Consider the following 17015-nt stretch of genomic DNA (forward strand, 5'->3'; position numbering starts at 1 on the left):
AAAATTATTTTACCGAAAAAATGAAACTTAAAATCTCAAATCCTGCTATTTTCAATTACAATCTTTAAATTTCATGAAATGGATTGAATTTTGTATGCTACATTATTGAGTGAAATTTGGTCGCCTACAACGCATCCCATCAACATTTGAGCTAAGGGTGCTTGCGGAGAAATGGCAAAAATCGTTCTTTGATCAAGTTCTACTTTTGGCAAACTAACGGAAATCAGAAAATAAATATCGTTAGCTAAAACCAAACTTCCAGTTGTTACTTTAGCCAGCTTTTTTTCAAAATCAATGGAATCAAAAATGGATTTTGTTTCCATAACTTCTTTCAGTTTTTGATTGAGTTTTTCCTGTTCCAAATGCATCATTGATAGAGCCGTTTCGTGTTTATCACCGGCTGAACCTTTGGCATCGTTTTTGGCATCTTCGGTTAAATCAGCAATCATTTGTCGAAGTGAATCGATTTTGGATTGGAGGAAATTGGAATAGTGTTGGGTGATTTTTGGTTTCATTTTCTGAGTTGCTGAGAGGCTGAGTTGCTGAGAGGCTGAGTTTAAAAAAGTCCGCAAGGTTCATTTAAAACTTTGCGGACTCTTTGTGAAAATCTTTGTTTGCGGTTAAACAAACTTAAAAATCAAATTTATAATTCGCTCCCAACACCACTTGAATTTGTTGTGCAGGGAAATTCATCCATCGTTCATACGATTGATTGAATAAGTTGTTTCCTCTTAAAAACAAAGTCAAACGTTCGTTGTATTTATAACCAACATGAGCATTCACATCAAAATAGCTATCTAAAGTAACTGTAGTAAAAGTTGAAAAATCTGGTATAATAACTTGGTCTTTTCTTTCTCCAACAAAGAATAAATTCAGACCAGCATACCATTTTTCGGTAATGTTTGCATCTACATTGGCACCAAAAGTGATGGATGGTAAATTCCAAACTTCATCCTGATTTTTTGCAGAAAGACTTCTGAAAGTTCCATTGATTCCGGCTGAAATATTTTTAGACAAATCGGCTTTTACTTCTCCGAAAAAGCTTACTGTTTTTACATCATCATATACTACATCAAATGAATTTCCAAAAGCATAAGGCTCAACATCAGTTGGTAAAGCAGGATCTAAAGCCAACGGAAACGCATTGTTTCTGAATAAAGCTTTATCATTTTCCTGCATGAATGAACCGCGAACATTATAACTGATATTTCCGGCTAATTTTCCTTTTAAACCGGCAAAAATATCATACGGTCTGCTGGTAGGTGCTACCCATAAAGTGGGTGACAAAAATGGATTTTCGTTGGTAAACTCACGGTACGAATTTTGTTGTAAATTTCCATCGGCTCCGGCATAAAATATCATCAAATCGCCTACTAATTTATAGGAAGCAGTAATGTTTGGGTAGATAAAAAACTTACTGTCACTATTTTCTAAATCAGCACTGTAAAAAAGTGAAACACCGATATCAAAAGCCCAATCATCTTGCGTTAAAGAAATGGATGGATTTAACCCAAAGTTGGTGAAACCATATTTAATTTCATTCAAATCAAAATAATTGCGTTCGAAACTTCCGGAAACATAATCAACAATAACATTGGTTTTTACGGCAACTTCCATGATATCAAACTCAAATGAAGGTTTTATCAAAAAACGATTTTCAGCAGAACCAAAATTATCCCAAAAACGATTAAATTTCAAACTGGCTCCTGTGAAAAAACTATCTTCCATACCAATTTTTCCACCTAAATAAAAGTTGTGATAGGTGTGTGATGGATCAATTTCATTATAAAAAACTTCATCTCGATTAAAATAATTTTGATCAATTCCGTACCAATTATACACTTGATGTTGATACCCTAAATCAGCGGTCCAATTGAAATTGCGTTGTTGACTTCCATACGTAACATCCAACGAAGTATTATAGAATTTATCATCTAAAATCACTTCTTCAATTCCGCCTTGAGAAGAATGATGACGCAACATTCCGCCAACATAATCACTTCGGCTTAATTGTTCGGTGATAAATAATTCACCCACTATTCTTGCATAATTTCCAAATCCAAGTGTTGCATAATTATTATACAATTTTTCTTTTTTCGGTTTATCTACACCTGCCGCTTTTCCTTTGGCCGGTGTGAATGTGGAGGCAACCGGAAAAGAAAAAATGTTGTACTGAATTTCTTCTTTTTTAGAGTTATCATCATCGTCTAAAGAGGGCGTTTCCTTTACTTTAAAGGCATCTGAAATGGTTGCAGAATAAGGTTTCACTACATTCACAACTTCGGTTCCGATGTTTTCATCTTTCTTTTGCGAAAAACCAATTTGGCTTATCAAAAAAAGAATTACTGCAATGGATTTATTTAGAGTTGAAATCTTCATGTCTTTCATTTTTGTAATATAAATTAGTTTTGGATGGATGAATTGCGTTTAGATTCTTCGGCTTTGATGGCATCTAATTCTTTTTGAGCTTCTTCGACAACGTCTGTAAATTCTTCAAAATTTTTGATTACACTTTCTAAGATGTAAGTAGCTTGGAAACTATCGTTTAAGGCGTAATTATTTTTTGCCATTAACACTAACCCTTTTGCACTGAAATATTGATAACCGGAATAATCTTGTGCTAATTTTTGAGCCACGGCATTTGACGGTTCATATTTTCCTTCTTTGTTTTTAAAATAGGCATCATAATATAATGCTTCGGCAGCCAATTCTCCTTTTGCAATCGTTTGTAACTTAGCATAAGCCGCTTTTGCTTTCACTTCATCATTGGTTTTGATAGCAGAACGAGCGATGATAATCTGAGCATCACTTTTAATTCGGTCATCTACTTTTTGATTAGCCATCACTTTATCGGCATACGAAACAGCGTTCGTATAATCCTTTTGCTCATAATATGACTTCATCAGATTGGATTGTGCAAAAGTGATATTTTGCGGAAAATCAGCTTCTGCTTCTAAGCGTTTTAAAGCGGGAATGGCTTTGGCATAATCTTTTTTCTTGAGATGAATTTCGGTTAAACGAGCCAAACTTTGTTCGGTGTATTCACTTCTTGGTTTAGAAACTACAAATTCATAATGTGGAATCGCATTGTTTTCTAAACCATCTGCAAAATACAATTGAGCTAAATAGAAATTGGCTTTTAGTGAATGAATTCCGTTGGGAAAACGAGTGACATAATTACTAAATCCGGTAATTGCTCCTTTTGGATTGTTTTGTAAATATTGTTTTTCAGCTGATTCATACGAAGTATTATCTAAATCGGCATCGGAAACTTCCACATAATCCAATGTTTTCACCCAATCGGCATATTCATTTACATTTCCGGTATCTACATAAATTTGACGGGCTGTGTTTACTGCTTCCAACGATTCAGGTGTCCGCGGATATTCTGCAGCTACTTTTTTCAATTTTGTGATGGCCAATTGCGGTTTTTCATCATTGTAATAAATTAATCCCTGACGCAATATGGCTTTCGCAGCAAATGAACCATTTTTGTATTCATTAATTAATTGATCATAGGTTTTTAAAGCCAAATCCGACTTGTTATTATTTGTATACGTGTTTCCTAATTCGAACAACACATCATCTCGGTATTGCGATTTTGGATAACTTTTCAGGAACGTATTCAAATCTTCTATTTTCTTATCATTTCTGTTAACGAAACCATAACTCAATGCTTTTTGATAGGCGGCATAATCGGCATCAACCCCTTTTAACTCAATGGCTTTGTTGTAGGCTTCCATAGCCGGCCAATATTTAGCCGAAACAAAATAGCAGTCACCCATTCGCAAATAACTATCATTCAAACGTACTTTATCCTCTTTTACGGCATCAATATGATTTTGAAAATAGCTTGCAGCTTGTTCGTATTCTTTCAACTTAAAATGTGCATAACCAATATTGTAATTGATATTTTTATATTCCGGAGTTGATTTAGCTTCTGCAAAACCGGCAAATTGTTTGAAAGTTAGCATCGCCTCGGCAAAGTTATCCAACACATATTCCGTTTCGCCTTTCCAAAAAGTGGCACGAGCGGTAAATTTTGGATCTCTAGGTTCGGCAATAGATTTTTTAAACATTTTCATGGCTTCTGTAAAATCGCCATCGGTGTATAATTCCAACCCTCTATAAAACGTTACTTTTTGATAAGCTGCTTTGTTGGAGAAGTTTTTATTTTTTTCGATTAATTCTAACGCTCCTTTGTAATTCTTTGAAGTAATGAATGAATTAATTAACAAATTTTCTACTTCTAATTTGTTTGGATTATTAGGGTATTTTTCTAAAAAGGCTGACAAAACCCCAGGAATCGTTTGGTAGGAATTTCCAATTTCATAACTCAATTTCGCATAATTTAAAAAAGCATCCTCTTGAATTTTCAGGTCAAATTCCATTTCCGAAGCATTTTTAAACGCATTCAACGCTTGTTGTTTTTTGTCGGTTTTTAAATAGCTTTCGCCTAAATGATAGTAGGCATTTTGTGCAACCCCATCGTTTCCATTGATGATTTTATTAAATTGATTAATCGCATTTTCAAAATCGCCTTGTTTATAATAGGAATAGCCGAAAAGATAATGATCCGTATTACTCCATTTCCCTTTTTTACCTTTGTAATTTTTCAAATAGGGAATCGCTTGGTCATATTGTTTTAAATTAAAATAACTTTCACCAATAATTTTATTTAACTCCGATTTTTCCATGGCATCGCTTTTAGCCATAGCAGCCGTTCCTAAATCGATTGCTTTTTGAAAATTGCCAAGTTTAAAATTCATGTCCGCTTGGTAATAGGACATTTTTTCTTTGTATTTCTGCTCCCCTTCCACTTGTTCAAAATATTCGTTGGCCACTTTGTAATCGTCTTTTTCATACGACATATAACCTAAATAATATTTTGCCTGTGAACCATATTCTTTAGAATTAACAACTTTATTGAAATAGCTTGTCGCTTCTTTTTTCTTACCTCCTGAAAAATTTGCATAACCTTTTTGAAAATTAAATCGTTCACGTTCACCGGCAGTCAAATTGCTTTCATCCACTTTTTCAAACCATTGTAAAGCTTGCGGAAATTTTCCCTCATCAAAATAATAATGAGCCACCTCGATGTAAGCTTGATTGTGTTTTGAACTCGTTGGATAATCCGCTACGAATTTTTCCATCAACAAATCGGCATTCGGTTGATTAAGGCGAATGGCACAATTGGCAATGTAGTAGGCACAATCCGATTGTACTTCATCACTTGCTTTTTCTTCACTTACTTTCTTGAAAATAATTTGGGCCGATTGATACTGTTTTTCTTTGTATAATTCTATCGCACGATTATATTCTTTTAAATCATGTGTGTAAATTTCTGTTTTTTGGGCTAATGCGGAGAAGTGTACCGCTAACCACGTTAGGAAAATAAACCAATTTTTCTTTTGCATGGGATTCGATTTTGTTTGATTTACAAATTTAGGGTTTGCTTTATGTAGTAACGAGGTGATGAAGGTGTTTATTATGAACAAGGTTTTAAACAATTGTTAATCCTCACCCCCAACACCTCTCTTTCTGAAAAGCAAAAATTATAACCAATTTTAAAACTCAGTTACTCAGCATCTCAGCCAAACTATAACTTTAAAAAAATAAAATTTTGAAAACCATCGTTAACTTAGTACTTTTACCACTTAAATTATACTTTATGTCTACTACAATTGCCTCGTTAAAGAATGTCAATATTTTTCAGGAACAAAATATGGTTTTAAAAAACATCTCATTGGAAGTCAACCGAGGTGAATTCATCTATGTAATTGGAAAAACCGGTTCCGGAAAAAGTAGTTTTATGAAAACGCTTTACGCCGATTTGCCTTTAATAGAAGGCGAAGGTTATATTGTAGATTTTGATTTAGCCAAATTAAAAGAAAAAGATATTCCATTTTTGCGTAGAAAAATTGGAATTGTTTTTCAGGATTTTAAATTATTGCCAGACAGAAGTATTTTTGACAATTTAGAGTTTGTTTTAAAAGCAACCGGTTGGAAAGAAAAAGCTGAAATGAAATTAAAAATAGATGAAGTGCTTGAAAAAGTAGGCATGAAATCAATGCTACACAAAATGCCACACCAACTTTCCGGTGGTGAACAACAACGTGTTGCCATAGCTAGAGCTTTATTAAACGATCCGGAATTAATTTTAGCTGATGAACCGACTGGAAATTTAGACCCACAAACCAGCGTTGAAGTAATGGAAGTATTGCGAAAAATCAACCAAAATGGTAAAACCATTATCATGTGCACCCATGATTATGCTTTGATTATGAAGTTCCCATCCAAAACGTTGAAATGTGAAGACAGCACTATTTTTGAGGTGGTGCAAAGAACGGTTTAGATTTTAAATAATTGGCTATAAGAATCAGAGTGAATGGATAGGTCATAATATGAAAACGATCTCCTTGATTACTTGATATTCCGGAAATACCAATGATGTAAAGTATAAAAACTGCTACAAAAAGTAGAAATATATCTTTTTTGTAATATTTTCTAATCATAATTAAGCTCAAAACTATTCCTAAAATAGTCATTATTCTATTTTGATATTTAGTTAGCCAGATTAGAAATGATTTGGTTATTTCAAATCTTTTTGAATTATTGATGTTTGAGTATGTTATCGGAACAACATTTGCCGAAGCAGTATTCCATACAAAATTATGTAGATATGCTTTTACTAAATTAATTTTATTGTTTTGCAGTTGTTCAATAATATCAGCTTTTACAATCTTCTTTTGATCGTGTACTTTAAATGTAAATAAATAATCTGCCCTTGGATTATTCATTTGATCAAAATCAGTTCCTTTTCGGTAACAATCTGCCTTGGAAAATAAATAATTATAAAAAGTAACACTGTCAATATAACTAATTGTAAAATCTCCAAATTGATATTTTATACCAATAGCTTGAATTAAACATAAACCAATAGAAGAATACAGCACAATCATAATTTTTTTTGTATAATTTCTAATGAGTTCACGAATAAAATAAAGGAGCATTAACAATGCAAAAAACTTACTTGCCGGCTTAATCAACATACTCAAAACTATAATGGAAAGTGCAAATACTAACCATTTAAACACTTTTGTCTGCCTGTATTTTTGCAAAAAATAAAAGCTAGCAACCAGAAAAAAAAGAAAAGGAGTTTCAGCTAAAAAATGAAAATTATATAATGAAATTCCGAAAAAGCAAATGAATAAGATAGACAACCAAAAAGCCACTTTTGTTGAAACATACTGAATAAAAATCTCATACATCAAAAGTATAGTCATCAACCAAAACACTCCATTTATAAATTGAGCAGTTAAATATAAGTCGAATTCAGATGCCCCAAAAACAAGTGGAAAACCATATATGGCTGCCATAAGCAACGGTCGATTACAATGTCCTCGTACATACCAATATAAATTTGTAGCAGACTCATTGTAATTTGTAGCATCCGGAAAAATAAGCGTTTGTTGATGTATATCTAACAATACAACTAATAAAAGTAAACTAATCATGCCTATTCCTGCTAAAAGGAAATGATTGGAATACTTTTTAAAAAAAAGTGTCATAAAATTATATAAATAAGTTTTCAATTTGTTGAAAAGAACTAAATTGCTCATTCAAAAAATACAGACCAAAAATAGGGTATTATTTTCAATTTTATGGAAAACAAAGGCAATCCAAAAAAATTATCTATTATTATTCCGGCTTACAATGAAGCTCGAACGATTCATTTAATTTTGAATAAAGTACGAGCGGTTCAATTAAATGAATCCATCATTAAGGAAATTATAGTTGTAAATGATGCTTCTACAGACGAGACTGAAAAAGCTGTATTAGACTATCAAATAGCTCATTCACAAGAAATAAATTATTATAAACATGAAACGAACAAAGGAAAAGGAGCTGCTATACACACCGGAATAGCAAAAGCAACCGGACATTATATTATCATTCAGGATGCTGATTTGGAATATGACCCGAACGAATACAACATTCTATTAAAACCCATTTTAGAAGGGCATGCCGATGTGGTTTACGGTTCACGCTTCATGGGTGGAAAGCCACATCGGATTCTGTTTTTTTGGCATACCATTGGCAATCGGTTTTTGACTTTTCTATCCAATATGTTCAGTAATTTGAATTTAACAGACATGGAAACCTGTTATAAATTATTTGATGCAACTATTTTAAAATCAGTAAAACTGAAAGAAAAACGGTTTGGTTTTGAACCGGAAGTTACTCAAAAAATAGCCCGAATAAAACAAATACGGATATATGAAGTTGGTATTTCCTATTATGGGAGAACCTATGAAGAAGGCAAAAAAATAAACTGGAAAGATGGTTTTAGAGCCATTTGGTGTATTTTTAAATATGGATTATTCAAACTCTAACTATGTTATCCATACTCATTCCAACATATAATTATACTGTAATTGAACTTGTTCAAAACATACACCAACAATGTTTAGCTTGTTCAATTTCTTTTGAAATTATTTGTTTGGACGATTATTCCGCAAATCATTTTCAGCATGAAAATGAACAAATAAAAGAATTAAGTTATTGTTATTACTTTAAAAATGAATCAAATTTTGGCCGAACAAAAACAAGACAAATCTTAGCCGAAAAAGCCAAATTTGAATGGATATTATTTTTAGATTCCGATGTTCTTCCTGAAAATGATAAGTTTATAGAAAAATATATTACTCATCTGAACAACTCAACTTCTGTAGTTTTTGGAGGTTATAAATATGAAAAGAGACAACCGGAATCATCAAAAATATTGCGATATAAATACGGTAGAGAGCGAGAAGAAAAGTCAGCAGAATTCCGGTCTAAAAAACCTTATCAATATGTGTTTTCAGGTAATATGTTAATTCAGAAAAAGTTATTTTTTGAATTAAATTATGTTGAAAATGATAAATTTTATGGTATGGATATTTACTTTGCCTATCAACTTTTTTCAAGAAAAATAGCCGTTCATCATATTAATAATGCTATTTTTCATCGTGGTTTAGAAAGTAATGAGGTGTTTTTTGAGAAAGCATTACAAAGTGTCATTTCCAGAAAACGATTTTTAGTAGACAAAGTTGATATTGAACAATTGAATCCGCTTTTAGCTTATTATAAAAAAATTAAAAAATACAGATTAATGTTTATCTCCAAATTATTTTTTAAGATTTCTAGGCAATTTCTAAAAAGAAACATTTTGAGTAAAAACCCGAATCTTTTTTATTTTGATTTATATCGATTAGGTTATATTTGTTCAGAAAAATAAATAAATGCACCCTTTTTTTTCCATAATCATTCCTCTTTACAATAAAGAAAATGCGATTGAAAACACCTTACAAAGCGTTTTTAATCAGTCGTTTACTGATTATGAAGTAATTGTGATAAACGACGGTTCCACTGACAAAAGTGAGCAAAAAGTAAATACATTTTCTGATGAAAGATTTCGTTTATTTTCTACTGAAAACAAAGGCGTTTCACAAGCAAGAAATTTTGGAATCAGCCAATCAAAAGGAAAGGTAGTTGCTTTTTTGGATGCAGATGATTATTGGTTTCCAACTCATTTAGAATCATTGTATCAATTGTCCAAAAATTTCCCTGAGGCAGGATTATTAGCCACCAATTATCAGTTTTACTTTTCAGATAAAAAAATAATACAACCTACTTTTGATGGAATTCCTGCCGAAAAATGGAGTGGAATTGTGCCGGATTTTTTTGCATCCAGCATGAAATTTCGTTTAGCATGGACAAGTGCCGTTGCAGTAAAAAAAGAAACTTTTGAAACCGTTGGAACTTTTGATGAAAACATCACATTAGGAGCCGGTGAAGATACTGATATGTGGATCCGAATTGCTTTGAACTATCCGGTTGCGTTTGATAATGAAGTTTCTGCCTATTATCAAATGGCAACAGAAAACCGAATTTCATTGAGCAAAACATTAGAAAGAAAATTTTCTAAACTAGATAAATTTTCAATCGAAGAACAAACAAATTCTTCCTTAAAAAAATACTTGGATTTGTATCGTGCAGAATTTGCATTAAAACACAAACTGGCCGGTGATGAAAAATCATTTCACTTTTATAAAAAGGCCATCTCAAAAGAAAATTTACATTGGAAAACAAAATTTCTTTTCAAACTTCCAACTGTATTATTACAACAACTATATTTTCTGAAAAAAAAATTGGAACTATTTGGCATTTCAACCAATGCATATCATTGATTTTACTTACTCAAAAATTCTTGATAATCTCTAATGTAATCCGATTCTTCAAAAACATCTGAAGCCAAAACCAAACAAACCGAACCGGAAGAAAAGTTCTTAAGTTCACGCCAAATGCTTTCTGTAATAAACAATCCTTCAAAAGGTTTATTTAAAGTGACGGTTTTAGTATTCGTACCGTCGTTTAAAATCACATCAAAACTTCCACTTAACGCAATGAGAAATTCTTTTTGCTGAATGTGAGCATGGCCACCCCGCTCTGCCCCAGCCGGAACGTCATATAAATAATAAACGCGTTTGACTTCAAACGGAATTACATCCTTTTCAATGACTGAAAGATTGCCTCGGGTGTCAGGAATTTTAGGAATAGCAATTAATTCACAATCTGTTACATATTTTTTTATAGTCATTTTTTCCTAAAATAGCTTGTTTGTAAAGGTTTGAAATATCAAAGAAAGAAATTTTTCTTTGTTTAATTTCAAAAAATAATTTTAAAAGTATCCAAAATTGATAAGTTGAACTAAAATTACGATAATAAAAAGCTCCCGAAGAATAATAAACGGTTTGTTTACTTAAATTAATTGAGGAATACTTTTCATCATGATAACATAAAACTTTGGGAACAAAACCGACAGTTATATTTTCTTTATCTAAATCTAAAAGTATTGAATTTTCTTCACCCAGTTCAAATTTTCCACCCAATCCAAAGTTTTCATCATACAAAATGGTTGTCTTGTCAAAAACAGTTTTTTTGAAAACAAGTTCAACCGACATGGTATTTAACAATTCCAATTTATTCAAACTTTCAATAAAATTGGTTGGATAGTTTCTTAAAAATTTCTTTTTAAATGATTGCACCTGAAACCTTAGTATGTTTTGATTTGGAAAAATTTGAAAGGAATGAATCACTTTTTCACTGAAATCATCAGCAAAAACAACATCATCATCCGTGAGAATCAGTATTGATTTTGATGCATTTTTTATACCGAGATTACGACTTTTAGACAATCCTTTTTCAAAAGAATTAATCACTTTAACTGACTCAAATTCAGAAACTAACACGTTATTTTCTGTGGTTTGATTAATAATTAAAATAGAAAAGGCTGAAAAATGACACATCGGAAACATGGGAACTAAAAAATTCAACGAAGTTTGATTCATCGTTGAAATAATAATTTCCAAATCGTTCGGCGTAAATTGGTTTGTCAATTTGTTTTATATTTACACAAATATAAAAATTTCATCTTCATTCATGCGAATACTTTTAGTTGGAGAATACAGCCGTCTGCATAATTCCCTAAAAGAAGGGCTTATTTCTTTAGGTCATGAAGTAATTCTGGTGAGTCATGGTGATCATTTTAAAAACTATTCCAGTGATTATTCAATAAAACCAATCTTTTTTTCAAGATTTTGGATTACAAAAAAAGTACGAAATGCTTTCAAACGATTTTTCAGTTTTGATTTTGAAAAAATGGAAAGAGCCATTCGATTTTATTTGATTTTACCAAAATTAAAAGGATTTGATCACGTTCAACTGATTAATTCGGATGCATTAGAACTCCATCCGAAAGTATCCTTATTTTTTTATAAAAAATTATTTGCCCAAAACAAAAAGGCATCACTTTTGGTTTGTGGCGATGAAACTCCGGTGATTGAGTATTTGCTGAAAAACGAAATGAAACATTCGATTCTGAGTCCGTATTTGAATGATTCTTCTTTAAAAAAACAGTATCGTTTTTCATTAAAATACCTTCAACCCACTTATAAAAAAGTTTTCAATTGGTTAAAAGACAATGTAAATTCAATTATTGTTTCGGATATGGATTATAAAATACCGATGGAAAAAATGAATTACAAAGTAAACTTTATACCAAATCCCATCAATACACATAAAATACTATTTTCTGAATTAAAAATGGATGAGAAAATAATTATTTTTTTAGGAATTAATCGGTTGAGTTACGATAAAAAAGGAATTCATTTTTTTGAAAAAGCGTTGAAAATAATCGAGGGAAAATATGCTGATAAAGTAGAAATTATTATCACAGAAAACATTCCTTATCAACACTACATTTCATTATATAACAAAGCTCATATTCTTTTAGACCAAGTTTATGCCTACGATCAAGGTTACAATGCCTTAGAAGCGATGGCAAAAGGAAAAGTAGTTTTCACCGGAGCTGAACAGGAATTCGAAGACTATTATGAATTAAATGAACGAGTTGCTATCAATGCTTTGCCCGAAGTGAATGAATTGGTAAACGAATTATCCTTCTTAATTGATAATCCGCAAGAAATCATTACAATTGGAAAAAATGCGAGGGCTTTTATTGAAAGAGAACACGATTATTTGAAGATTGCAAAGAAGTATTTAGAGGTTTGGAAATAATATTACATCTAATTTCCTAAAATCAATTAATTTTAGTCATAAGTTTTTTTATATATTTTTTTTCCAAAATAGAGTATAAATAACTAACAATGATTGTAAATGTAAGAGCAATCAAAAATAAAAAAATGAATTTGGTATTTCCATGATATCCAAAGTCTAAACGCTCAAAAAATCGAATAACTAATTGATGCCACATATAAAAAGGATAACTTAAAGCTCCTAAAAACAGAAATATAGATTTTTTTAAAATATAGTTTGAAATAATTCCTTTTTCAACACTAAAAATAAGGATAAAAAAACCGAGAGGTATCCAAAAGTAAATTGAATAAGCAAAGGGTAAAAAAATCTTCGGAAAGAAATTAGCAACTATAAAAAAAATCAAAAAAACGATTAAAGATGAAACTTCTAAAATAGAATAATTGTATTTTTTTTTGGAAAAATAATGACTTAATTTAAACAAATAAATTCCGAAAATAAAATCAAAGATTCTTAATATTGGAGATATGTAGAATAATGCATGATGTAATTTTTGAGGAATGAAAAGCATTAAAATAAAAATCCCAATACCAATTGAAAGAATAAGAAAGGTAAATTTTCTCAATGAAATTGTCGAAAAAAATGGAACAATAAAAGGAAAAACAAAATAACAAAACAGCAATACTGAAACATTCCATGAAACTCCGTTAAAACTAAAATAGAAGTCACCAAAAGGAATAAAAGCTTGTATTAGAAACAAGTTAACAAAAAACTTCGCTGAAAAAAACATACCATTTTCACAGACATCTTGTAACACAAAAAATACCGCAACTAGTAGTGTAATAATATGAAGCGGATATATTCTCTTTAGTCGCTTTAAAAAAAACTCCTTCTTTGATATTGAATTGGAAATTAATCTTTTTTCATAGACATACATTAAAATAAATCCACTCAAAATTATAAAAAAAGCATGCCCAACGGAAACTTTTGTAAGTCCCAAATGTCCAATAAATACCAAAAATGAAAATAAAAAACGTAAAGAAGATAGTGATTTTTTCATTTAAAAAGGTAATTTCTAAATTTTACGGAGAGAACGAATAAATAACAAAAATATGTAATTGCATGTGTCAAAACAGCTCCTTCTGCACCAAAATGATTTATGGTAAAATAACCCACTAAAATTAATATAGAATACGAAAATATTTCAGTTATAAAATAAGCAATCGTCTCTCTTTTGGCTAAAAAATGTAATGCTAAAACCCAAGAGCAAACTTTAAAAAAATCACCAACTAATTGCCAAAAAAACAAGTTAGATACGGACTGAAATTCGGTTGTAAACAATAACGATATTATCAAATTACGACAAAAATAAATCAAAACAATACCCATAAAAAAAACGGGAACAATTGTTTTGTAATAATTTCGAAAAATTAATTTGGTTTCTTCTTTATTTGAAACGGCCAATTGCGGAAGAAAATACATACTCATTAAAGAAGATACAAAAAGCATATAATAACTTGAAATTCTACTCATCGACTCCCAAAAACCTGCAACATCGATTCCGGCAGTATTTATTAAATGATTTCGTAAAAAAATATAAATTAATGGTCCGCTAATAGCTGAAAAAAGTGCCATTGCCGAATAAGAACTTAAATTGTTAAGAATACTTTTATCGAAAAATTTTAATTGAATAAATTGGAATAACTTAATTTCTTTAAACACAAAAAATGTAGCAATAAAAAAATTAGTTATTGGGGCTAAAACCATCGCAAATAAAGCTCCTAAAACATTGTAATTGAGTACTAAAAACAAAGAAAACACAAACCCAAAAATATTTCCAATAACAGAGATGTAAACTACTTTTTTGTATTTCTCTAATCCGTTGATTAAGGAAGTAAAAAAAAGTGAAAATCCATAAAACGGTAAACTAAAAATGATAGCCTTAATAATAATTTCATATTCATTCTCAGAACCGAACAAATAAGATGCAATTACTTCTCTAAAAACATACAATCCAATTCCAAAAAGTAAGATAAACAAGGTTATAGTAATAGATACTGTAGAAATTAACTTCTTAAATTGATTTTTATCTCCTTTAAATTGTGCTGTATATTTTACAATACCATTCTGAAAACCAAGTGTTACAAAGCTTTCAAGCGAAGTTTGAAAATTTCTTAAATTACCAACCAAAGCCATACCTGCAGGACCTACATAGATGGCTAAAATTTTTGAAATTACTAGTCCGAATCCAATTTTTAAAAGAATAGCAAAACTGTTCAATGAGGATATTTTGAACCAAGCTGCACCGATTATATCCTTTAAAAACTTCAATTAGTAGTGGTTTAGAGCATGAATTATTTTACTTACTTCCTCCTCCGTCAAAACAGGACTCATCGGCAAACTCAACACTTCCCGATGTATTTTTTCGGTAATGGGAAAAGATAATGCATTAAATGATGCCAATGCTTTTTGTTGATGTGGCGGTATAGGATAATGAATCATGGTTTCAATTTCATTTGCTTTTAAATAGTCTTGCAATTCCTTTCTGTTTTCTGTACGGATGACAAACAAATGAAACACATGATTTGTTGAACCATCATAATGTGGTAAAGTAATTTTATCGTTGTTGATTTCAGCTAAAAAACGCATGGCAATTTGTGTTCGCTTATGGTTATCTGCATCTAAATCAGGTAATTTTACATTCAAAAAAGCGGCTTGCAATTCATCCAAACGCGAATTAATTCCGATAAAATCATTGACATATTTCTTCTCGGAACCATAATTTCGCATGGCACGAACTATTTTATTCAAATCCTCATCATTACTAACCACCGCTCCACCATCACCCAAACAACCTAAATTTTTGGAAGGGTAAAAACTGTAGGCTTTTGCATTTCCAACTCCCAACTCCTTACTCCCTACTCCCAACTTCGCTCCGTGTGATTGAGCAGCATCTTCTACAACCAATAAATTATGTTGCTTTGCAATTGCTTCTAATGTATCCATTTCGGCTAATTGACCGTATAAATGAACCACAAGAATAGCTTTGGTCTTAGGCGTAATTTTTTCAGCAATCAAATCAGGATTCAAATTATAAGTTTCCAATTTGGGTTCAACAAAAACAGGAATTAAATCGGCTTGCAAAATCGATAAAATACTGGCAATATAAGTGTTTGCCGGAACAATTACTTCATCGCCTTTTTGTAATTTTCCTAATTCGATGTAAGCTTTAAAAATTAAAACCAACGCATCCAATCCATTTCCAACTCCAATACAATGCTTGGATTGACAATAATTGGCAAAATTTTGTTCAAATAATTTTACTTCATCTCCTAAAATATACCAACCACGTTGCATAAATACATCCATTTTTTCATGGAAAGCTGTCTCATACCGTTGATTGACTTTTTTTAAATCGTAGAATTTTATCATAATACAAATGAGTAATAATTCTGTTCTGAAATCGAACAACCTAATTCTTGCTTTTGTTTTAACAATCCTTGATTAATACTATTGCCTTGGTTTTCACTCACTGTTCCCATATCAAAAAAGTCAAACTTATCTTTGTATTCATTTAGTAAAGTAATAAATAAAAAATCTAAAGCTCTCATTTTTTCTCCTAAAGAAGTGGTAGCTCCATATTGCGATTTTACGCCATTTTTAAAAACAAAAAGTGTTATTCCTGCTAAAATTTCATTTTCAAAATAAACATTAAACTGTTTTATATTTTCCGGAAATTTCGAATGTAGATAGATTATTTCTTCTACAGTATGAACTGGGTTTGCATTATGTTTTTCTTTTAATCTTGGAATCAAAACATGATTCCAAAATAATTGAAAATTAGCATCTTCTCTAATTTCTAAACCCAAAGAGGAAACTCTCCTAAAATGCTTTAATTTACTTTTTGAAATTGAATAATTACTTTTAAAATCAATGAACAAGTTTATATCTTTTCTATACAAATCAGCCTTTTTTTGAACTAAAGAATATTCCATTTCGAAATAACTCTCATCGGTATAAAAAGGCAAAATCGGTTTGATAAAAAAATTTCTAAACTGATTTGTTTTTAAATAATCTTTTAATGATTCAAAAATTGTGATAATCGTTGTTCTTTCAAAATTGTCCTTGATAACTACCCCCCCATAGGTTAATCCCTGATGCGAAAAAAGTGTATCTTCTATTCTATTTGCGGGCAAAACAGCTACCCAACTTTTACCATCCTCAACAATTAAAGAATAATCTTCAAATCGATCTTGATGGTAGTCCATAAAATCACGATGAAAAAGAAAAGTGGCATTTTTTGCAAGAGCAATAAATTCATTCCAAGCCGAATTATCTGCTGAAGTATATTTTCTGATGGTATAATTTGGCACGAACTTTAGCAAAATATAAATCTTAATAAATAAAAACAGTATCTT

Annotated in this window: 15 protein-coding genes; 5 read left to right on the plus strand and 10 right to left on the minus strand. The window is 30.9% G+C overall.

All coding sequences use genetic code 11. From position 1 onward, the window contains the following. Positions 1–71 precede the first annotated feature (71 nt). The 3 genes from EQG68_RS07640 to EQG68_RS07650 all read right to left on the minus strand — a co-directional run bounded on the left by EQG68_RS07640 (position 72) and on the right by EQG68_RS07650 (position 5417). Entirely contained in the window at positions 72–515 is a 444-nt protein-coding gene (locus tag EQG68_RS07640) for a hypothetical protein (RefSeq protein ID WP_129464223.1), read from the minus strand. Between the two features lie 115 nt (positions 516–630). Then, complete coding sequence (locus EQG68_RS07645) at positions 631–2379, minus strand: TonB-dependent receptor (RefSeq protein ID WP_129464224.1); 1749 nt, start codon at positions 2377–2379, stop codon at positions 631–633. A 23-nt stretch (positions 2380–2402) separates the two neighbouring features. Beyond that, positions 2403–5417, minus strand: coding sequence for a tetratricopeptide repeat protein (locus EQG68_RS07650; RefSeq protein WP_129464225.1), 3015 nt, complete (start codon positions 5415–5417; stop codon positions 2403–2405). 254 nt (positions 5418–5671) lie between these two features. On the opposite strand from EQG68_RS07650, the gene EQG68_RS07655 reads away from it, so the two are divergent. Further along, positions 5672–6355, plus strand: coding sequence for a cell division ATP-binding protein FtsE (locus tag EQG68_RS07655; protein ID WP_129464226.1), 684 nt, complete (start codon positions 5672–5674; stop codon positions 6353–6355). Here the strand turns inward: EQG68_RS07655 and EQG68_RS07660 are convergent. After that, positions 6324–7571 (minus strand): ArnT family glycosyltransferase, encoded by a 1248-nt coding sequence (locus EQG68_RS07660; RefSeq protein ID WP_164975417.1) that lies wholly within the window; start codon positions 7569–7571, stop codon positions 6324–6326. The genes EQG68_RS07655 and EQG68_RS07660 overlap by 32 nt on opposite strands. A gap of 93 nt (positions 7572–7664) precedes the next feature. Between EQG68_RS07660 and EQG68_RS07665 the strand changes: the two genes are divergently transcribed. Genes EQG68_RS07665 through EQG68_RS07675 form a run of 3 tightly spaced genes read left to right on the plus strand, consistent with a single transcriptional unit; the run spans position 7665 to position 10232 of the window. Then, complete coding sequence (locus EQG68_RS07665; protein ID WP_129464228.1) at positions 7665–8396, plus strand: glycosyltransferase family 2 protein; 732 nt, start codon at positions 7665–7667, stop codon at positions 8394–8396. A gap of 2 nt (positions 8397–8398) precedes the next feature. Then, entirely contained in the window at positions 8399–9280 is an 882-nt protein-coding gene (locus EQG68_RS07670; protein WP_129464229.1) for a glycosyltransferase family 2 protein, read from the plus strand. Between the two features lie 4 nt (positions 9281–9284). Next, entirely contained in the window at positions 9285–10232 is a 948-nt protein-coding gene (locus EQG68_RS07675; protein WP_129464230.1) for a glycosyltransferase family 2 protein, read from the plus strand. 2 nt (positions 10233–10234) lie between these two features. Here the strand turns inward: EQG68_RS07675 and EQG68_RS07680 are convergent, their stop codons facing one another. Next, positions 10235–10642 carry a sugar 3,4-ketoisomerase gene (locus EQG68_RS07680; protein ID WP_129464231.1) on the minus strand — a complete coding sequence of 136 codons (408 nt, stop codon included), beginning with the start codon at positions 10640–10642 and terminating at the stop codon, positions 10235–10237. Continuing rightward, positions 10611–11441, minus strand: coding sequence for a glycosyltransferase (locus EQG68_RS07685; protein WP_129464232.1), 831 nt, complete (start codon positions 11439–11441; stop codon positions 10611–10613). Before EQG68_RS07685 ends, EQG68_RS07680 begins: the two co-directional genes overlap by 32 nt. Before the next feature lie 43 nt (positions 11442–11484). On the opposite strand from EQG68_RS07685, the gene EQG68_RS07690 reads away from it, so the two are divergent. Then, entirely contained in the window at positions 11485–12621 is a 1137-nt protein-coding gene (locus tag EQG68_RS07690) for a glycosyltransferase family protein (protein ID WP_129464233.1), read from the plus strand. Between the two features lie 22 nt (positions 12622–12643). On the opposite strand, the gene EQG68_RS15360 is transcribed toward EQG68_RS07690, so the two are convergent. Genes EQG68_RS15360 through EQG68_RS07710 form a run of 4 tightly spaced genes read right to left on the minus strand, consistent with a single transcriptional unit; the run spans position 12644 to position 16982 of the window. Next, on the minus strand, positions 12644–13657 hold the full coding sequence (locus EQG68_RS15360; protein WP_129464234.1) for an acyltransferase family protein: 1014 nt from the start codon (positions 13655–13657) through the stop codon (positions 12644–12646). Then, positions 13654–14928, minus strand: a complete 1275-nt coding sequence (locus tag EQG68_RS07700; protein WP_246011679.1) for an O-antigen translocase — start codon at positions 14926–14928, stop codon at positions 13654–13656. The genes EQG68_RS15360 and EQG68_RS07700 overlap by 4 nt, the downstream gene beginning before the upstream one ends. Continuing rightward, positions 14929–16029 (minus strand): DegT/DnrJ/EryC1/StrS family aminotransferase, encoded by a 1101-nt coding sequence (locus tag EQG68_RS07705; RefSeq protein ID WP_129464235.1) that lies wholly within the window; start codon positions 16027–16029, stop codon positions 14929–14931. It abuts the gene before it with no gap. After that, complete coding sequence (locus EQG68_RS07710) at positions 16026–16982, minus strand: FemAB family protein (RefSeq protein ID WP_246011680.1); 957 nt, start codon at positions 16980–16982, stop codon at positions 16026–16028. The genes EQG68_RS07705 and EQG68_RS07710 overlap by 4 nt, the downstream gene beginning before the upstream one ends. Between the last annotated feature and the right edge of the window lie 33 nt (positions 16983–17015).

It is taken from the genome of Flavobacterium piscinae (assembly GCF_004122145.1).
Lineage (GTDB): Bacteria > Bacteroidota > Bacteroidia > Flavobacteriales > Flavobacteriaceae > Flavobacterium > Flavobacterium piscinae.

Excerpts from the sequence above, each read along its gene's own strand:
- EQG68_RS07645 (WP_129464224.1), bottom strand. The coding sequence starts at position 2,379 with ATGAAGATTTCAACTCTAAATAAATCCATTGCAGTAATTCTTTTTTTG.
- EQG68_RS07690 (WP_129464233.1), top strand. The coding sequence starts at position 11,485 with ATGCGAATACTTTTAGTTGGAGAATACAGCCGTCTGCATAATTCCCTA.
- EQG68_RS15360 (WP_129464234.1), bottom strand. The coding sequence starts at position 13,657 with ATGAAAAAATCACTATCTTCTTTACGTTTTTTATTTTCATTTTTGGTA.
- EQG68_RS07655 (WP_129464226.1), top strand. The coding sequence starts at position 5,672 with ATGTCTACTACAATTGCCTCGTTAAAGAATGTCAATATTTTTCAGGAA.
- EQG68_RS07640 (WP_129464223.1), bottom strand. The coding sequence starts at position 515 with ATGAAACCAAAAATCACCCAACACTATTCCAATTTCCTCCAATCCAAA.
- EQG68_RS07680 (WP_129464231.1), bottom strand. The coding sequence starts at position 10,642 with ATGACTATAAAAAAATATGTAACAGATTGTGAATTAATTGCTATTCCT.
- EQG68_RS07665 (WP_129464228.1), top strand. The coding sequence starts at position 7,665 with ATGGAAAACAAAGGCAATCCAAAAAAATTATCTATTATTATTCCGGCT.
- EQG68_RS07670 (WP_129464229.1), top strand. The coding sequence starts at position 8,399 with ATGTTATCCATACTCATTCCAACATATAATTATACTGTAATTGAACTT.
- EQG68_RS07660 (WP_164975417.1), bottom strand. The coding sequence starts at position 7,571 with ATGACACTTTTTTTTAAAAAGTATTCCAATCATTTCCTTTTAGCAGGA.
- EQG68_RS07705 (WP_129464235.1), bottom strand. The coding sequence starts at position 16,029 with ATGATAAAATTCTACGATTTAAAAAAAGTCAATCAACGGTATGAGACA.
- EQG68_RS07650 (WP_129464225.1), bottom strand. The coding sequence starts at position 5,417 with ATGCAAAAGAAAAATTGGTTTATTTTCCTAACGTGGTTAGCGGTACAC.
- EQG68_RS07675 (WP_129464230.1), top strand. The coding sequence starts at position 9,285 with ATGCACCCTTTTTTTTCCATAATCATTCCTCTTTACAATAAAGAAAAT.